This is a genomic window from Streptomyces sp. PH9007 (genome assembly GCF_059813725.1).
Genome location: NZ_CM187440.1, coordinates 2,259,124 through 2,277,278, shown reverse-complemented (window position 1 = coordinate 2,277,278; position 18,155 = coordinate 2,259,124). Strand labels below are relative to the sequence as shown.

The 18,155-nt window shown below is 70.4% G+C and carries 14 protein-coding genes; 4 read left to right on the top strand and 10 right to left on the bottom strand.

Going from position 1 to position 18,155, the window contains the following annotated elements:
- Positions 1 to 32 precede the first annotated feature (32 nt).
- Entirely contained in the window at positions 33 to 1,055 is a 1,023-nt protein-coding gene (locus ACTFAP_RS10215; RefSeq protein WP_500468869.1) for a hypothetical protein, read from the bottom strand.
- Between the two features lie 196 nt (positions 1,056 to 1,251).
- Positions 1,252 to 1,833 carry a DUF4365 domain-containing protein gene (locus ACTFAP_RS10210; RefSeq protein WP_500468868.1) on the bottom strand — a complete coding sequence of 194 codons (582 nt, stop codon included), beginning with the start codon at positions 1,831 to 1,833 and terminating at the stop codon, positions 1,252 to 1,254.
- Positions 1,834 to 2,556: 723 nt separating this feature from the next.
- Between ACTFAP_RS10210 and ACTFAP_RS10205 the strand changes: the two genes are divergently transcribed.
- Positions 2,557 to 3,429 carry a hypothetical protein gene (locus ACTFAP_RS10205; RefSeq protein ID WP_500468867.1) on the top strand — a complete coding sequence of 291 codons (873 nt, stop codon included), beginning with the start codon at positions 2,557 to 2,559 and terminating at the stop codon, positions 3,427 to 3,429.
- Positions 3,430 to 3,538: 109 nt separating this feature from the next.
- Here ACTFAP_RS10205 and ACTFAP_RS10200 read toward each other — a convergent pair whose 3' ends face one another.
- Entirely contained in the window at positions 3,539 to 4,081 is a 543-nt protein-coding gene (locus ACTFAP_RS10200; RefSeq protein WP_500468866.1) for a DapH/DapD/GlmU-related protein, read from the bottom strand.
- A 349-nt stretch (positions 4,082 to 4,430) separates the two neighbouring features.
- Between ACTFAP_RS10200 and ACTFAP_RS10195 the strand changes: the two genes are divergently transcribed.
- Positions 4,431 to 6,011 carry a fused MFS/spermidine synthase gene (locus tag ACTFAP_RS10195; protein ID WP_500468865.1) on the top strand — a complete coding sequence of 527 codons (1,581 nt, stop codon included), beginning with the start codon at positions 4,431 to 4,433 and terminating at the stop codon, positions 6,009 to 6,011.
- On the opposite strand, the gene ACTFAP_RS10190 is transcribed toward ACTFAP_RS10195, so the two are convergent.
- The 3 genes from ACTFAP_RS10190 to ACTFAP_RS10180 all read right to left on the bottom strand — a co-directional run bounded on the left by ACTFAP_RS10190 (position 6,000) and on the right by ACTFAP_RS10180 (position 9,099).
- A complete protein-coding gene (locus ACTFAP_RS10190) occupies positions 6,000 to 7,154 on the bottom strand; it encodes a putative hexosyltransferase (protein WP_500468864.1) in 1,155 nt (384 codons plus the stop codon). The two genes, ACTFAP_RS10195 and ACTFAP_RS10190, sit on opposite strands and share 12 nt — an antisense overlap.
- Entirely contained in the window at positions 7,154 to 7,906 is a 753-nt protein-coding gene (locus ACTFAP_RS10185) for a polyprenol monophosphomannose synthase (protein ID WP_390122032.1), read from the bottom strand. The genes ACTFAP_RS10190 and ACTFAP_RS10185 overlap by 1 nt, the downstream gene beginning before the upstream one ends.
- 107 nt (positions 7,907 to 8,013) lie before the next feature.
- Entirely contained in the window at positions 8,014 to 9,099 is a 1,086-nt protein-coding gene (locus ACTFAP_RS10180; RefSeq protein WP_500468863.1) for an epoxide hydrolase family protein, read from the bottom strand.
- 135 nt (positions 9,100 to 9,234) lie between these two features.
- Between ACTFAP_RS10180 and ACTFAP_RS10175 the strand changes: the two genes are divergently transcribed.
- Together ACTFAP_RS10175 and ACTFAP_RS10170 are read left to right on the top strand one after the other, a co-directional pair.
- Complete coding sequence (locus tag ACTFAP_RS10175; protein ID WP_500468862.1) at positions 9,235 to 11,589, top strand: right-handed parallel beta-helix repeat-containing protein; 2,355 nt, start codon at positions 9,235 to 9,237, stop codon at positions 11,587 to 11,589.
- A gap of 65 nt (positions 11,590 to 11,654) precedes the next feature.
- Complete coding sequence (locus ACTFAP_RS10170) at positions 11,655 to 13,160, top strand: cytochrome P450 family protein (protein WP_500468861.1); 1,506 nt, start codon at positions 11,655 to 11,657, stop codon at positions 13,158 to 13,160.
- Positions 13,161 to 13,193: 33 nt separating this feature from the next.
- Here the strand turns inward: ACTFAP_RS10170 and ACTFAP_RS10165 are convergent, their stop codons facing one another.
- The 4 genes from ACTFAP_RS10165 to ACTFAP_RS10150 all read right to left on the bottom strand — a co-directional run bounded on the left by ACTFAP_RS10165 (position 13,194) and on the right by ACTFAP_RS10150 (position 18,018).
- A complete protein-coding gene (locus ACTFAP_RS10165; RefSeq protein WP_500468860.1) occupies positions 13,194 to 14,546 on the bottom strand; it encodes a carboxyl transferase domain-containing protein in 1,353 nt (450 codons plus the stop codon).
- Positions 14,547 to 14,795: 249 nt separating this feature from the next.
- Positions 14,796 to 15,278 carry an HIT family protein gene (locus tag ACTFAP_RS10160; protein ID WP_500468859.1) on the bottom strand — a complete coding sequence of 161 codons (483 nt, stop codon included), beginning with the start codon at positions 15,276 to 15,278 and terminating at the stop codon, positions 14,796 to 14,798.
- A 65-nt stretch (positions 15,279 to 15,343) separates the two neighbouring features.
- Positions 15,344 to 15,994 (bottom strand): HAD-IA family hydrolase, encoded by a 651-nt coding sequence (locus ACTFAP_RS10155; RefSeq protein WP_495684320.1) that lies wholly within the window; start codon positions 15,992 to 15,994, stop codon positions 15,344 to 15,346.
- Positions 15,991 to 18,018 carry a thiamine pyrophosphate-binding protein gene (locus ACTFAP_RS10150; RefSeq protein ID WP_495684319.1) on the bottom strand — a complete coding sequence of 676 codons (2,028 nt, stop codon included), beginning with the start codon at positions 18,016 to 18,018 and terminating at the stop codon, positions 15,991 to 15,993. The genes ACTFAP_RS10155 and ACTFAP_RS10150 overlap by 4 nt, the downstream gene beginning before the upstream one ends.
- Between the last annotated feature and the right edge of the window lie 137 nt (positions 18,019 to 18,155).

Sequence of the window (18,155 nt, the reverse complement as noted above, 5' to 3'; positions counted from 1 at the left end):
TTGAGTCGCCAGTCGAGCTCGCGTGGGTGAGGCTATGGTTGCTCTGGGAAAAGTAGCAATTGATCCTCCGAGGGATCTGGCCGTGGGGGTCGCGAATAATCTGAGATCGGCCCCAGTGTCCGAATTACCGTCGCATCATAGAGCCAGCTCAAACTGCCCTCCTTCTCCAGTCGGCCGCTCACCTGCAATGCAAGATCCTCTTCATGGGCCCGAACTGCCTCGTGATACTCTTCTTCGTCTGAAAGTCTCACGCGAACTTTCTTTGGGCGTCCGGAGGCCAGCACCTCGATGCCGAATACTCCGGGGCTCCCTGCCTGTTTCTTGGCAAGAAGATGCACTCTGCCGATTAGGCTCGTGAATTGCGATGACGGGTCTGACGCTAGCTTCGAAGCGGCCTTATTGAGTGGTTCGACATCTGACCCCCGCAATTCAAAGTGTGAATCGAGAGAGTTGGGTCCGGGGATAGCCGGATCCCATTCCACGCTTATATCTGCACCATCCGAATTTTCTGCGATCCCAAGAAGTGCATTGGTCATCTCATATGAGATGCCTTGGGTGACTCCATCCTCAAATCCCGAGAGGGATCCGCTAGTTCGATAGTGCTCAAGTGCCTCAATCGTTGCCTGAACGGCCTGGATCACGGCCTGGCTGACATCTCGGACGCTGGCGAGCCCAACTTCCGGAAGAGTCAAGGTTTTCAATTCAGATGATGCAGACAAAGGAACGCCTGCATTTGGGGGAGCATACGCCGTGATGATATAGCTTCCGGGCTCCGTTTGCCCCATTAGCACTTGATCGAGATAGCGACGGGCAAACGGTCCATGCCTATTTACAAAATGTCGTCCGGGGCCCATGTAGGACTTAGCTCCGGCCAGCAATGTCCTGCGTGCGGACTCGACAAGCCTTTCCCCGCTGCGCCATTCGATGAAGCCGCTAGGGGCCGATGATTCCTTGCGAAATCTGAACTCGTCAGATGCATCGACAATCAGGCGTGGATAGACCGATCTATGCCAGAAATCTCGATCCCGTGAAAGCTGGTAAAGCGCTGCCTTCATGGTCTCAGAAAACTCTGGTGCGTCCTCGTCCAGAGGGAGGAGTAGGCTGGACTCCTGCCATGGATCCGTTAGATGAGGAGGAAGATAGCGAGAATAGATCCCTTGCCTTCCTCCAGTGCGTTGCCAACCCGCTTCTTCAAGCAGAGCGACCAATCTCCCTGGATCAACGTGTGCAGGAAGCGTGGCGCCCGACATATCAGTCACTTAGCGATTCACCCCTGTCGGTCTTGTCCAGAATCTCTGCAAGAGAAGCCGCGTCTACCTTATTCTTGAGTGGAATATGAACTGTCGGCTTTTTGATCGACGGATCTACATTCGCCCCCTCTAGATATGCCCAGTAACAAGATCGTCTAGTCCAGAGGCCATCATGCGTCACCTCGGTCCACTCCGCCTGTCGAGTGGGTGTAGTCATAACGATCAAGATCGCTTTGGGGTACTTGCGTGGCTTCGCAAGGTGATCAAAGTACTGGCGCTTGGTGAACTGATAGCTGAAGTGATCACGAGAGGCATCAGGAATGATTTGTGTTGTGCACTTGAGCTGCGCATACACCGCGGCCTCTTCATCCATGGGGTCACTGGGTGGCCGGATGAGGCGTACGTCGTAGCCGTACAGATCAACTGGCGGGACTTCGACCGCGAGGCCAGCCGTAGCTGCGACGGACTTGATGTAGCCCTGTTGAAGCTGTTCCATCATCTGAGTGACGTAGCGCTTGTCAACTGCCTCGATCCTGCTGGCCCGCAGCGTACTGCTACCCGCAGGTTCCATCGCCTTCACCACAGGCGGCGTCCCTCCCCCAAGTAATGGGACATCAGGCTAGATCAGGGGAAGCGCCCTGGGTACCTTGTGTTCGAAATTCATGTATATCGAACGCTTGTCGCATAAAAGGAGATGGGCCAGGTTTGGTTGCGTCGTGCCACAACTTCGACCGTCGGGCCCGGTTGGTCTGTCTGCCGCGCAGCAGCTAAGAACCGCAGCCGCCTTGACCGATGGCCGCTGGACGCCGGTTGCATCGCGTAGTCGGTTTGCCGTGCTGCAAGGACAGTGAGTGACCGGACTGCCTTGAGCGCGGGCCGGAGAGAGGCTTCGGGGCGGTTGCTGTACAGCAACGCAGTACAGCAACCGTGGTGTCCGCAGTCGACGACTGCAAGTCCTCAACGGCCGACTGACCGGCCCGGCAGACCTCAACGACCTCCCCGCCCGTAGTTCGCAACGAGGGGGTCAGGGGTTCAAATCCCCTCAGGTCCACAACAAGGGCCGTTCACGGATCTAGGTGTGAACGGGTGACGAGATCCCGTCCGATCTTCCTGATCGGGCGGGATTTTCGTGTTTTCCGGGCGCAGCGCAGGCTGGGCAGTGACGAGACTGCTACATCCCACGCGTTGTGGCGGCCGTGTCGATCTCGTTCTACTGGGGAGAACCAACTTGTTCGTTGGCCTTGCGCGGGATCGATGCGGCAGGCCAACCCAGAAACGGGGGACACGAGTGATACGAACGCGAAGGATGAGGAGTCTGCTCGCGGCGAGTCTGCTGGTCGCGGGGACGACTGTCGTGCTGGGCGGCACCGCGGGGGCCCAGGCGGCCGAGGTCGAGGCGGCGCAGTGCGACACGACGATCATCGGTCAGGACGTGGACGGCCATGTTCACAAGGCGTCCGGCTACAACGGCGCCATCGACGAGAGCTATCGGACCGCTGAGCCGGTCCCGTGGTCGCTGCGGGCGCTCTACTCGATCGGTGGTTCCGGGGGCGGCGGTTCGTGGGGCACCTCGTTCCTGGCCCCGGCGACGGACGGTGACCTGCGGGTGGTCAACCTCCGTGGTACCGAGGGCGACCCGACGATGACCGCGGGGTCTCACCACACCGTGGCGACCGGGTGGAATCCGCATGTGATGCCGGCGGGCAGCGGATTCAAGATGTACACGATCGAGCAGGACGGCGACATCCTGATGCGCGAGGTCGGGCCCGGCTCCGACGGAATGACGGAACTCGGCGACTACGAGACCCTGCCGGTGACGGCGGTGGACACGAAGGCCGCCGGGGTCTTCTGGATCCGTCTGGCAGACGGCACGCAACGCGACGTCATCTACGCGACCAACGGTGAGACCGGCGCGCTGCATCAGATCATCGTCGACCCGGAAGAGCCTGCTTCGGCGGAGAGTTACACACTGGCCGAAACCGGGTTCGAGGCGTTCACCCACCTCAAGGCGGGTTTCTGCGGTGGGGAGTCCCTCTCGGTGGTCGCTGTGGACAGCGAGGCCGGCGACGCGCGCTGGTTTGAGCACGCCGACCCGTTGTCGCACAGCGGCTCCACTCTGAGCACAGGCCGGCCTGTCGGCACGGACGGTCAGTGGGAGGGCTGGACCGGCATCGGCTGAGCCATGAGCCGGACGTCACGGGTGTTCGGCCCTTGATGGTCCCGCCGGGCGGCGTGCCGTCGCCCGGCGGGACATCGTCGGCCGCGATCGCGCCGGCCGAGGGCCGTCATCACCAGTGCCGGCGCACCGTGGCCTTGCCGCCGGTCACCAGGGTTGCGGGCGGGATGTCGTCGGCGACGATCGCGCCGGCGGCGATCACGGCGTCCCTCCCGATGCTGACGCCGGGCAGGATCGTGGCCCCGGCGCCTATCCAGACGTTCTCCGCCACATCGATGGGCCCGCCGCTCAGCCACTCCCGGCGCTCACCGGGATCAACCGGGTGGCCGACGGTGATGAACGTGGCCCTCGGCCCGACCATCACCCGTTCGCCGAGCCGGATACCGGCGTAGTCCATGAAGGTGCAGTTCTGGTTGATGAACACGCGCCCGGCGAGCTCCAGATGGAGGCCGTGGTCCGTGTAGAAGGGTGGATAGATCGTTGCCTTGGCGGGCAGCGGCCTGCCCAGGATCTGCTCGAAGATCTGTGCCTTGCCCGCGTCGTCCTCGAAGGGCAGGACGTTCAGCCGGGAGGTCAGTTCGGTGGTCCGCAGGACTCTGTCGGCCATAGCCGTGAACTCGGGGCTGTGGATACGCAGGAGACGGTCGTTGGGCACGCCGCGATCCTTTCCGGTGGAGCAGCGGTGAGGGGAGGCAGGGGCGCCCCCGGAGAGGGCGTCATGGCCCAGGCCGCCGCCGGAACGGCCCGGACGAACGATGGCCCCGCGCGGCGTCCACCGGATCACCCTAGGCAGCCACAACTGATCGTTGTGGCTTGCCGCATGGCGGTTGTCCGATCAGGTTCGGGTAGCGGCTCTCCGCGATGGCCGCCCCGCAGCACGGTGACCCCGTGCTGACCATCCCCGGGGGTCGTGTCGTGTTTCCCTCGCTCATGCTGTGAGGCGACTCGGCGCCGAATGGGCGGCAACCCGGCGGTCGGGGGTGGGGTTGCCGGGGGCTGGCAGGATGCGGGGGACGGGGATCGGGTCGGCGGTTCGGGCAGGTGGCAAGGTGACGGGCGTGGTGGATCAGGGGACGGAACGGCGGAGTGGGGGGCCGGGGATCGGGCCCAGGGTGGGGGCCGGGCTCGTTTTCGGTTCGTCGGCCGCTGTGTTGGTGGTCGAGTTGGTCGCGTTGCGGTTGTTGGCGCCGCATGTGGGACTGACCATGGAGATGAACACCATGGTGATCGGTATCGCCCTGGCGGCGATCGCCCTGGGGTCGTGGGCCGGTGGGCGGGCCGCCGATGTGGTGGCGCCGCGGCGGGTGTTGGGGCCTTTGCTCGGGGCGTCCGGGGTGGCCGTCGCGGTCACGCCGGCGCTGGTGCGGCTGGCCGGGAACGCCGATGGCGCGCTGGCGCTGCTGGTGGGTGGGGCCTGTCTGTTCCTGCCGGCCGCGCTGCTGACGGCGGTGACGCCCATGGTGACCAAGCTGCTGCTGACCGATCTGGAGGTCACCGGCACCGTGGTGGGCCGGCTGTCGGGGGTCGGTACGGCCGGGGGCATCGCCGGGACCGTGCTGACCGGCTTCGTGCTGATCTCCGTCGTGCCGGTGAGTGTCATTCTGCTGGTTCTGGGTGTCGTGCTGGTGGTGGCCGGGGTGCTCGTCGATGTGTCGGTGCGGAACTGGCGGCGGGGGCGGCGGGTGCTGGTGACCGGTGCGGCGGTCGGCGGCACCATGGCGGCGGGCGTCACCGGGAGCGTGGCCGTTCCGAGCGGCTGTGACGCGGAGACCCGGTACCACTGCGCCGTGGTCGTACCGGATCCCGGACGGGAGAGCGGACGGACCCTCGTGCTCGACGGGCTGCGGCACTCCTATGTCGATCTCGATGACCCCACGCATCTGGAGTTCCCCTACACGCAGGCGATCGCCTCGCTCATCGACACCGCGTACCCGCAGGGTGAGCCGCTGGACGCCTACCACCTGGGGGCCGGCGGGCTCTCCGTGCCGGTCTATCTGGAGGAGACGCGGCCCGGTTCGGACAGTGTGGTCTCCGAGATCGACCCGGGTGTGGTCGAGGTGGACCGCCGCTGGCTGGGCGTCGAGACGGGTGAGCGGCTGGACGTGCGGGTGGAGGACGGGCGGCTGGGGCTGCGGCGGATCGAGGACGGGTCGCGGGATCTGGTGGTCGGCGACGCGTTCGGGGGCGTCAGCGTGCCGTGGCATCTGACCACGAGGGAGGCGGTCGCGGACATCGAGCGGGTGCTGCGGTCCGGCGGTGTCTATACCGTCAACATGATCGATTACGGTGAGACGGCCTTCGTCCGTGCGGCGGTGCGTACGTTGCTGGCGGAGTTCGAGCACGTGGCGGTGGCGGCGGGGCCGGGCGCGTTCGACGGGGCCGGTGGCGGCAACTTCGTGGCGGCGGCCTCCGGCAGCGCCCTGGACACGGCGGCGTGGGGCGAGCGGATCGCCGAGCGCGGCAGTGGCTGGCGGGTCGTGGAGGGCGATGAGCTGCGCGCGTGGGTCGGCGATGCCCGGGTGCTGACCGACGACTTCGCGCCCGTGGACCAGCTGCTCACCCCGCACCCGCCCTCACGGCGGTGACTGGGTGAGCACGAACCAGGCGCCGTACAGCCCGGAGCCCAGCGCGGCGGCCGACAGGGTGGCCGCGGTGGCGGGGCGGGGGAGCCGGGCCAGCCCGGTCGCCAGCGGCAGGAGCAGCGGGAAGGCCGGCATCAGCAGGCGGGGGCGGGAGGAGAAATAGCCCTCGCTGACCAGGGCGCTCGCCGCGATCGCCAGCGTGAACACCAGCAGCGGCAGCGGTTGGCCCTGGCGCACGCACTGGATCAGCAGCACGAGCCCGCAGAGCAGGACGGCGAGCACCAGCAGCCCGTGGGCGGGGTCGGCGCGCAGCCGTTCGGTGAGGAAGCCCAGGAAGCCGGTGCCGCCGTCGAAGCCGTTGCCCCACTCCTTCTGGACGTCGAAGTAGCCGGTCGGGCTGCCCATGCGGGCGCCCACGAAGGTCACGTAGCCCAGCCAGCCGAGCGGGGCCAGGGCCATGGCGGCCAGGACGCGTGGGCGTGGCCGGCGGGCGCGCCACAGTTCCAGTGCCCCGCCGGTCAGGACGGCGGCGACCACCGCCAGGCCCGAGGGGCGGGTGAGCCCGGCGGCCACGGCGAGGGCGCCCGCCGTGTACCAGCGTCCGGTGAGGACCGCGTACAGCGTCCAGGCGGCCAGCGCGGTGAACAGCGTCTCGGTGTAGGCCATCGACTGCACGAACGCGGGCGGCAGGGCGGCCCACAGGACGACCAGCACGATGCCCACGGCGCGCCGCCGGGTCACCAGGACGGCGACGGCGTGGATGCCCCAGGCGGCGGCGAGCCCCGCCGTCCAGCCGATGATCAGCCCGGCGTCGTGCGCGGGGATGGGCAGCACCGTGGCGAGGGCCCGTTCAAGGGCGGGGAAGAGCGGGAAGAACGCCAGGTCGTGTTCGGCCCGGCCGCCGATGTACTCGGTGTGCCCGTAGCCGTCCTCGGCAATCCGGGCGTACCACAGGGAGTCCCAGCGCTGGGCGAGGACGGTGCGCAGGCTCTCGCCCTCGGTGGCCGTCCAGATCGCCAGGATCAGCAGCCCGACCGCGCGCACGGCGGCGTAGGCGAGCAGGGCCGGTCCGGCCGTACGCAGCGCGCCGCGCGCCCCGGTGGGCGCGGGGCGCACGGCCGGCGCGGCGGTGCGTTCGGTGGTCATCAGCCGGCGGGGCCGGTGCGGCGCAGCAGCAGCCGCCAGGGCAGCAGCGCCGCCTCCAGCTGGACTGCCGCCGACATCTTGGAGGCTCCGTGGCGGCGCTCCTCGAAGCGGATGGGGATCTCCAGGGCGCGGCAGCCGGCCCGCAGGGCGGCGTGCTTCAGCTCGATCTGGAAGCTGTAGCCGGCGCTGCGGGCGTGGTCCAGGCGCAGCGAGGTCAGCGCGGTGGCGCGCCACAGCACGAAGCCGGCGGTGAGGTCGCGCAGCCCCGTGCGCAGGACGGCCCCTGCGTAGCGGTTGGCCCAGCGGGAGAGCAGCCTGCGGTGGACGGGCCAGGCACCGGTGAGCTGCCCGCCGGGTACGTAGCGGCTGCCGATGACGAGGTCGGCGCCGGTGGCCTGGGCGCTGCCGAGCAGCTGGGGGATGTGATGCGGCGGGTGGCTGCCGTCGGCGTCCATCTGGAGCACGTAGTGGGTGCCGCGGGCGACGGCGGCGGCCATTCCGGCGGCGTACGCCCGCCCCAGGCCGTCCTTGCCCGCGCGGTGCAGCACCTGGATCCGGCCGGGGTGGCGCCGAGTCAGTTCGTCGGCGATCCGGCCGGTGCCGTCGGGGCTGGCGTCGTCGACGATGAGCAGCCGCAGCCCGGGCAGGGCCAGGCCGAGGAGCTCCGCGGCGATGCCGGGGAGCCCCTCCGCCTCGTTGTAGGTGGGCATCACGACGGTGAGGGAGGCGTCCCGGCCGTCCGCTGCTGCCATGCGCTCACTCCCCTGGATCTCCGAGAGCCGACACCGGTTATGGTCTCGCCCGGAAGGAGGGGATGGCTGCTCTTGTGCGGCAATCGGGTGATGTGCCCCGGTAGGGCCTACCGGGCGGCGAAGAAGGCCCGGATGTCCTCGGCCAGGACATCGGGGGTCTCCTGGGAGAGGAAGTGGCCGCCGCGGTCGAGTTCGCGCCAGTGGACCACGTGGTGGTCGCGCTCGGCCCAGCGGCGGATCGTCACATCGTGGGCCGAGACCAGGACGCCGGTGGGAACGGTGCCGCGTGCCGGGGCCTCGGCGGACCAGTCGGCGGCGGAGATCTCCTCGTAGTAGATCTGGGCGGCCGAACCCGCCGTGCCGGTCAGCCAGTACAGGGAGACGTCGGTGAGGATCCGGTCGCGGTCCACGGACAGGTGGGACAGCTCGTCGAACTTCTCGGTGATCCAGGCGAGCTGGCCCACCGGCGAGTCGTGCAGCGCGTACGCCACGGTCTGCGGGCGCTTGGAGTTGCACTGGAGGTAGCCGTCGTTGAAGTTCTGCATGTGCTCCCAGCGGCGCTGTTCGGCCTCGGTGAGGCCCTCGAACTCGCCCTCCTCGCCGGCCGGGAAGGTCAGCAGCGCGTTGAGGTGGATGCCGATGACGCGGGCGGGAGCCTGCCGGCCGATGGCGGGGGCCACCCAGGCGCCGGTGTCGTACCCGTGGACGCCGAACCGCTCGTACCCCAGGCGGGACATGAGCTCCAGCAGGACGGCCGCCATCCGGGCCGCGTTCATGCCGGGGCCGGCCAGCGGGGTGGAGAAGCCGAAGCCGGGCAGGGAGGGGATGACCAGGTGGAAGCCGGAGAGCGGGCCGATGACGTCCAGGAAGTCGGTGACGTTGCCCGGCCAGCCGTGCAGCAGCAGCAGCGGGGTGGCGCCGGGGTCGGCCGAGCGGAGGTGCAGGAAGTGCAACCGCTGTCCGTCGACGGTGGTGCGGAACTGCGGGTGCGCGTTCAGCTCCGCCTCCCGGGCGCGCCAGTCGAAGCCGGTGCGCCAGTGGTCGGCCAGCTCCTTCAGGCGCTCCAGGGGGACGCCGCGTTCGCTGCCGACGCCGGGCAGTTCGTCCGGCCAGCGGGTGTGCGCGATCCGGGCGGCCAGATCGTCCAGCTGTGCCTGCGGAATGTCGATACGGAAGGGGTCGATCGAGGTCATGAACGGAACGCTAGGGGTACTTCAGGACACTTTCTGACCGTAAGTCCGGTGAAGAAAGCGCTTCCTACCTGTTGACCCCGTGGAGTGCGCTCGCTTTGACTGTGCCCGGCCAAAGCGTGTGAGGGAGTGGTGGAGATGAGATCCCTGTCAGGGTGGATCAGAGCGGGAGCCGGAGGTCTGGCGATCGCGTTGCTGGCCGCCGGCGCGGGCACGGCGGTGGCCGCACCCGCCCCGGAGGCGAGCAACGCACAGGTGTGGGAGGCCGTCACCTTCGGCCAGTCCACCGACCTCAACTTCGCGACCAATGTGCTGCCGGAGAAGATCGGCACCAACTACGCGGAGCCCGAGCATCCCGGCACCATCGACGGGAAGATCGTCATGGAGAGCCGCGGCGGCAAACTCGCCCCCGGCCACGACGGGCTGACCTTCTACCAGACCGGCCTCGACCCCCGGACCGACAACTTCGTGCTCACCGCCGACATGACGGTGGAGCAGTTCGGGCCCGAGACCGGCGCGGCACCCAACTCGCAGGACAGCGCGGGCATCATGGTCCGCGACGTGAACGGCGCGCCCCGCCAGGACCCGATGGTCGCCGGCTTCGAGGAGGTGCCCGCCGCCTCCAACATCTTCGGCGCCGGAATGCTCCGCCAGGGCATCAGCGGCCTGGTCCGCACCGGGGTCACCGAGCCCTGGGGGAACCGCGGCAGCGCCCTGAAGGCCACTCCCTTCACCACCGACTCCCGGTACACGCTGCCGGTCGGCACCCCGGTCAGCCTGCGTCTGGAGCGCACCGACACCGAGTTCGTGATGTCGGCGACCTTCACCCACGCCGGGGAGCCCGCCACCTTCGAGCAGCGGGTCACCGGCGCCGACTGGGTCCAGGACATCGACCCCGACCGCATGTACGTCGGCTTCTACGCCGCCCGCAACGCCAAGGTGACCTTCGAGAACGCCCACCTGGAACTGAGCGGGGCCCAGACCCAGCCGCGCCCGCCCACCGAGCCGGTGCCCGTCCAGCCCTCCCTCACCCTGCACTCCGCGCCCGAGACCAGCACCGACCGGTACACGCTGCGGGCCCGTACGAACACGGCCGGCACGGTCACCGTCACCGACGAGCGCGGCAAGCGGGTGGCGCACAAGCGGCTGGCGGCCGGGGAGTTCTTCTCCCACCCGGTGCGGCTGAAGGCCGAGAGCACCGGCTACACCTTCACCCTGGTGACCGGTGAGGGCGAGACCGTCACCCGCGCCCTCACCGTCAAGCGCACCGCGTACGGGGAGCGCGGCGACGGCGCCGTCATCCACGCCTCGCCCACCGGTACGGCCACCGCGGCCGGCACCGCCGCCCGCCCGGTGGACCTGGAGACCGCCCTGCGCCATGTGGCCCCCGGCGGGCAGGTGCTGCTGCACGGCGGGACGTACGAGCCGGCCGGCACGCTGAACCTGTCCGCCTCCTACAGCGGGCTGCCGAACAAGCCGAAGACGCTCAAGCCGTACCGCAACCAGCAGGTGATCATCGACGGACGCGGCGCGCTGCCCGTCGTGCTGCGGCTGGACGCCGACAACTGGCGGGTCGAGGGCTTCCGCATCACGCAGGCGGCCAGCAACGCGCTGCGGATGAGCGGCAGTCACAACGTCGTCAGCGCGATGACGTTCAACTACAACGGGGACACCGGCTTCCAGATCACCGGCAGCGGTGAGGACCCCGCGTACTGGCCCCGGCACAACCTGATCACCGGCTGCGAGTCGCACGACAACCGCGACGCGAGCGACATCAACGCCGACGGGTTCGCGGCCAAGCTCGGCGTGGGCGAGGGCAACGTCTTCCGCGGGAACATCGCGCACCACAACATCGACGACGGCTGGGACCTGTACAACCGCACCAACGAGGGCGCCAACCTGCCCATCACCCTGGAGAACAACGTCTCCTACGCCAACGGCCGGCTCTCCAACGGCTACAACGAGGACAGCAACACCGGCAACGGCTTCAAGCTCGGCGGCGAGGGACTGCCCGTGGACCACGTGGTGCGCGGCAACATCGCCTACGACAACAACATGGACGGCTTCTCGGACAACTTCAACCCCGGGCGGCTGACCCTCACCAACAACACCGCCTTCGACAACAAGCGGTTCAACTACCTCATGCGCTTCAGCCCCTACTTCTCCCCGGAGGAGCAGGGCGTCTACCGCGACAACCTCTCCTTCCGGACCCCGGGCGGCCGGGGCGGCGACGAGCCGGAGACGGACTTCATCGCCGGGGACGTCGATCGCACCAATGTGCTCTTCGACGGCGAGCGGGCCACGAACGCGGACGGTACGACGGTCGCGACGGCCGCCGACTTCCGCTCCCTCGAACTGCCGGAGCGGTACGCGCGCGGCCGGGACGGCACCCCTGAGCACGGTGATTTCCTGCGCCCGGCGCAGCGTTCCCCGCTGAACAAGGCCGGTACGCACCGTTCGGTGATCGGCGCGCTGGACGGCTCGCGGCGCTGAGCGCGGCCACGGCGTCCCCCGGGTCCCTTTGACCCCGGGGGACGCCGTAGGCAACGCTGATCTCTGTGGCAACTCCCTTAACATTAACTCCCGTTGGTGAACAGTGGCCCGAGCGCACGCCGGGGCCGGAACACATCTACCCTCTCCACGGTCCCGACTTCGCGCGTGACCCCTTCTCGTACTACGACAACCTGCGCCGCCACGTCGGCGCGGTGGTGCCGGTATCGCTCGAGGAGACCCACCGCATCCGCGGCTATCTCGTCATCGATCACTCGGCCCAGCTGGAGATCCTCCGGGACCAGCAGCAGATCTGGACCCGCGACCCGCGCTGGTACCGCGATCTCGCCGAAGGCGCCCTGCCCGCGGACCACCCGATCACGGCCCAACTCGTCCACCGCCGCGGCCGGCTGTGCTCCGACGGTGCCGAGCACGCCCGGTTGTCGGGCCCGGGAAACAAGGCGCTGGCCAGGATGGACACGCTGCGCGTCGGCGATCTCGTCGAGGAACTCGCCGACCAGCTCATCGACTCCTTCTTCCAGGGTGGGGACCCGGAGGCGGAAACCGTCGAGGTCGACATCCTGCGGCAGTTCGCGCTGCCGCTGCCCCTGCTGGTGCTGACGCGGCTCACCGGGATGGACGAGCGCGAGGCGCTGACCTCGGGCACCGCCGTCCACGAGATGTTCTCCGGTCCGGCCGGAGCCCAGCACGCCATGGAGGAACTGGCCACCCTGATGGCCGGCCTCGTCGAGCACAAGCGGCAGGAGCCGGGCCCCGACCTCGTCTCCTGGATGCTGCACCACAACCAGGACGGCGCGCTCACCCCCGCCGAGCTGACCGACGACATCTGGCTCCAGATCGCCGTCGGGCGCGGCGCGAGCACAGCCTGGATCTGCAACACCCTGCTGGAACTGATGACCAATGAGCGGCTCAACGAGGATGTCGCGGCGGCCCGCTGCTCGATGGATCAGGCGATGAACCACGTCATGTGGATCGACGCGCCGATCCAGAACCTCATCGGCCGCTGGGCCACCCGGCCGACCTGGCTCGGCGGATACCGGATCAACGCCGGCGACATGGCGGTCATCAGCCTGGGGGCCGCCGCCGCCGACCCGGCGATGCGCTCGGTCGGACTGGACACCTCACGCACCAACAACGCCCATCTGGCCTGGGGCTCCGGAACCCACGGCTGCCCGGCCCCGGCGCGCGAACTGGGCGCGCTCATCGTGCGCACCGGCCTGGAGCGGTTGTGGGACCGCCTGCCGGACATGGAACTCGCGGTGTCCCGGGAAGCCCTGGAATGGTCGCTGCCGCATGTCGAACGAACGCCCAACGCGCTCCCGGTGCGTTTCCCCCGGCCCTCCGCCGACCTGCCGAACGGTGCGTCGGAGGAGTGGACACTGACATCGGGTCCTTCGGAGACCGCGCCGGCGGCCCGGCCGGAGCAGCAGCACAGCCCCTTCACCTCCCCTCCGCCCCGGACGGCCTCTCCGACGGGGAAGGGTGGGTCCGCCGCCCAGCGGGGCCGGTTGCCGCTGTGGCGCTCCCCGGCGGCGTGGTGGCCCAAGCGATGACCCTCCGTGAGGAGTACGCCCTCGTGGGGGCGGTCACTCCGCGTCCGGCGTCCGGCGCTCCGGCGGCGGGCTGACGAGCGAGGCGACCCCCAGGGCGGCGAGGTCCTGGGGGCGCAGCCGCAGCGCGTCCGACAGCTGCGGCACCTGCTCGGGCGGCAGTTTGAGGATGGCGGCGGCCAGTTCGGGCGCGATCACCGAGCAGTAGCTGTCCGGGGTGGCCCAGGTGTTGCCGGCGGCCGCCAGGGCCATCGCCCCGCCCGATCCGCCCTCGCCGATCAGCAGCGAGGTGATGGGGACCGGGGCGGTGGCCACCGTCGTGAACGTCTCCGCGATGGCCGGGCCGGCCCCGGCCCGCTCCGCGCGCGCGTCATTGGCGGCGCCCGGGGTGTCGATGAGGGTGAGCACCGGCAGCCCCAGCCGCCCGGCCAGCCGGATCACCCTGCTCGCGGTGCGGAACCCGGCGGGCGTGGTGGCCGTACCGCGCTGGGCGACGTACACGATGCCGCGCCCGTCACGCAGGCCGATCCCGCAGCGCAGTCCGGGGTCCAGGCCGCCGGCCCGGTCGCCGCTGAGCGGCAGCGGGCCGGGCCCCGGCTCGAAGTAGGCGTCCAGGTAGGCGTCGGCGCGCGGGCGGCGCGGGTCGCGGGCCGCCTTCACCGCCGCCCAGCCGGTCTCCGGCAGCGGGGTGCCGGTCAGTGGGGCGGGCGGCGGCGGGGCGCCCGGGTGCGGGCGGGTCAGTGCCGTGACGTAGCCGGTGAGGGTGGTGCGCAGCTGCTCGGGCGGGACGATGGCGTCGATCTGCCCGGTGGCCAGCTGGCTCTCGGCGGTGTACGCGGCCGGGTCGGCGTCCGGGGGCCGGACCCGGGAGCCGGCGAAGCCGACCTGGGCGCCGGGCAGGGCGATCACCACATCCGCGGCGCCGCCCAGCACGGCCCAGCCGCCGCCGGTGGTCGGGTCGCACAGCACCGCCAGCTGCGGCAGCCCCGCGTCGCGCAGGGCCGCCGAACGCCGGGCCACCCGCTGCAACTGCGTCAGCGCCCGCATGCCCTCCTGCATGCGGCTGCCGCCGGTGGCGATCAGCGACACCAGCGGCAGCCGCCGCTCCAGAGCCGTCGCGTAGGCCGTCTCCAGGCGGTCGCCGGTGCGTTCGCCCAGCGAGCCGCCGAGATAGCCGAAGACGAAGGAGATCAGCACCACCGGGACGCCGCCGAGTTCGGCCGTGCCCACCAGCACCGACTCGTCCTCGCCGGTGCGTTCGGCGGCGCGGGCCCGGGTCGCGTCGTAGCCGGGCCAGCCGATCGGGCCGTCCGCCGGCTGGGTGCGGGGGGCGACGGTCAGGGGGGTGAAGGTGCCGGGGTCGGTCAGTCGGTGGACGAGGTCACGCATGCGGGGCTCGCTTCATGCTCGTGCCCATGGCGTCGCAGGGCGGGTCGGTCGGACATCGCATCCCGGGGGTGAAGCGCGGCGCCGGCCGTTGCAGGGAAGGGACGCGGTCATGGCAGGGAGTCCTTCCGGGCGGGCGGGGACGGTCGGGGCGCCGGGCATGATCCGTACCCACCCCACCACGGCGGGCACCACCGCCGCCAGAACCCTGCGCGCGCCATCGGCCGCCGGAAGCCGGTCCGCGTCCACGGGTCACGGCCGGTCGAGGACGGCGCGCAGCCGCCGGGCAAGGGTGGCGTTCTCCTCGGCGGACGGTTCCAGGACACCGTTCTCGGCCATCAGGGACGCGAACTGCTGCCGGTGGTAGGGGACACCGGGCGGCAACCCGGCAATGTGCCAGTGCAGATGGGCGTTGCCCTGCTGACTGCCCAGGGACAGCAGATAGGTGCGCTCGGGCGCCAGGACCTCCTCCATGGCCAGAGCCGCCCGCCGTACGAGGGCCATGATCCGCAGATAGCCGGCCTCGTCCATGTCCCGCACCACGTGTTCGAGGTGGGCCTTGGGGGCGACGAGGAGTTTGCCCGGGAGGGTGGGCCAGCGGTCGAGGAAGACGATGTGGGTGTCGTCCTCGTGGACCCTCTCGTGCGCGTAACCAGGCTCTCCGGCGAGGAAGGAGCAGATGAAGCAGGGGCCGTTCCTGGCCCGTTCGGCATAGCTGCTCGCGTCCCAGGTCATGGCGGCCCTTCCTCGCGGGAACGGGCGCGGCCGGGCACTCTGGCCCGGCCGCGTCCGTGGTGTCCCTACACCGTAAGGACGTTCCGCAGGTCGTCCAGTACGCCGTGGGTGGCGTGGGCGAGTTCGGCGGGGGTGGTGGGGCCGCCGGTGTAGCCGATGACGGGCATCGCGGCGGCCAGGGCCGCGTCCACACCGGCCGGGCTGTCCTCGATCACCAGACAGTCGGCCGGCGCGGCGCCCATCGTGCGGGCCGCGTGCAGGAACAGGTCGGGGGCGGGCTTGCCGTGCGCCACGTCGTCCGCGCTGAAGATCCGCCCGGCGAACCGCGGCCACAGCCCGGAGTGGGTGAGCGAGTGCCGGATCCGCCGGTGGTTGCCGCTGGAGGCGACGCAGTACGGCAGGCCGCGCGCGTCCAGGGCGTCCAGCAGGTCCACCACGCCGGGCATGGTGTGCGGCCGGGCGGCGAACGCCTCGCTGACCCGGGCGTGGTAGGTGACCAGCCAGTCGGGACCGATGGGGGTGGTGGCGTGGGCGCGGATCTGCTCGTACAGGTACGCCTCGGGCCGGCCCAGGAACCGTTCACGCACCTCGTCGGGGGTGAGCGGCCAGCCGGCCTCGGTGGCCATCTCCGCGACCACGGCGGGGCCGATGGTCTCGGTGTCGACCAGCACCCCGTCGCAGTCGAAGATCACCAGCCGTACGGTGTCGGCGATCACGCGCGGGCCGCCTCGATCGAGGCGAGCGCGGCGGTGACGACGGCCTGCGGCGTCATGCCCTTGGCCGCCAGTGCGTCGCCGGCCGGGGCGGACAGGCCGAAGTCGTCGATGGTGACGGTGGTGCCGGCCTCGCCGAGCAGGTCGTGCCAGCCGAACGGGGAGGCCGCCTCGACGACGACGCGGGCGCGGACCGCCGGGGGCAGTACGCGGTCGCGGTACTCCCGGTCCTGGGCCAGGAACCACTCCTTGGCGGGCACCGAGATCACCCGCGCCGAGACGCCCTGTCCTGCCAGGCTCTCGCGGGCGGTCAGGGCCAGCGCCACCTCGCTGCCGCTGGCCAGCAGCAGCACGTCGGTGCCGTCCGCGACGACGTAGGCGCCGCGCGCCACCCCTTCGCGCACGGCCGGGGCCGGGGTGGGCAGGACCGGCAGGCCCTGGCGGGCGAGCACGAGGCCGACCGGGCCGCGGTGGCCGAGCGCGGCGAGCCAGGCGGCGGCGGTCTCGGTGGCGTCGGCGGGGCGCACCACGGTCAGGCCCGGCATGGCGCGCAGCGCGGCGAGGTGCTCGATGGGCTGGTGGGTGGGGCCGTCCGCGCCGAGCGCGACGGAGTCGTGGGACCAGACGTGGATCACGGGCAGCCGCATCAGGGCCGCCAGCCGCAGCGAGGGGCGCTGGTAGTCGCTGAAGACCAGGAAGGTGCCGGCGAACGGGGCGTCGTAGCCGACGATGGCGATGCCGTTGAGGGCGGCGGCCATGGCGTGTTCGCGCACGCCCCAGTGGATGTTGCGGCCGGACAGGTCCTCGGGGAGGAAGGATCCGCCGCCCTTGATGGTGGTGCGGTTGGAGTCGCCGAGGTCGGCGGAGCCGCCCCACAGCGCGGGGTGCGCGGTGGCCAGCGCCTGGATGACGGTGCCGGAGGCGTCGCGGGGCGCGATCGGCGTGCCGGGGGTGAACTCCGGGAGTGCCTCGGCGAGATCGGCGGCGGCGGGGGCGGTGATGGCGTGGGCGCGGGCGGCGGCCCGCTCGGGGTGCGCGGTCGCCCAGGCGTCGAGGGCCGTGTCCCAGGCGTGGTGCAGTGCGGCGCCGCGGGTCAGGGCGGTACGGGTGTGGGCGAGGACCTCGGCGGGCACGGTGAACGGCTCGGCGGCGACCCCCAGGCGTTCCTTGGTGGCGGCGACCTCGGCGGCGCCGAGCGGGGCGCCGTGCGCGGCGGGGGTGTTGATCGCGTGCGGGGCGGGCCAGGCGATCTGGGACTTGAGGACGATCAGGGCGGGGCGGCCGCGTTCGGCGCGGGAGGCGGTGAGGGCGGCGTCCAGCGCGTCGGTGTCGATGTCGCCGTCCGTGCCGAGGCCGACTTCGCGAACCGCCCAGCCCTGGGCGGCGAACCGGGCGCCGGTGTCCTCGCGGGTGGCGAGGTCGGTGCCGCCCTCGATCTGGATGCTGTTGTCGTCCCAGATGACGACCAGGTTGTCCAGCTCGTGCCGGCCGGCGAGCGCCCCGGCCTCGTAGGAGATGCCCTCCTGCAGGTCGCCGTCGGAGGCGAGGACCCACACGGTGCGGTCGGGGAGGCCGGTCTCGGCGGCGCCGGTCAGGCGCAGCGCGTCGCGCTTGAGGGCCATGGCCATGCCGACGGCGGTGGCGACGCCCTGGCCCAGCGGTCCGGTGGTCATCTCGACCCCGGCGGTGTGGCCGAGTTCGGGGTGCCCGGGGGTGAGCGAGTCGAGCTGACGGAACCGCCGCAGGTCCTCCAGCTCCAGTCCGTAGCCGGTCAGGTGGAGCTGGGTGTACTGCAGGATGCTGGCGTGGCCGCAGGACAGGATGAACCGGTCGCGGCCCTCCCAGGCGGGGTCGGCCGGGTCGTGCCGCACGTGCCGCTGGTAGAGCAGGTGCGCGACCGGGGCCAGGGCCATCGCCGTACCGGGGTGGCCGGAGCCCGCCGCCTCGACGGCGTCCATGGCCAGGGCGCGGGCCACCGCGACCGCCTGGCGGTCGGCGGGGCCGAGTATGGATCCGGTTCCGGTCACGGCGGGGCTCCTCTGTGAGCTACGAGATCATGTCGTCATGATGACTTGAAACAACGTAACGCATCGCTGTTCAGCGACGCTAGAGGGTGTTTTGTCCCTTTTGTACGGAGTGAGTTGCGGGGGATCTGACCGATTCC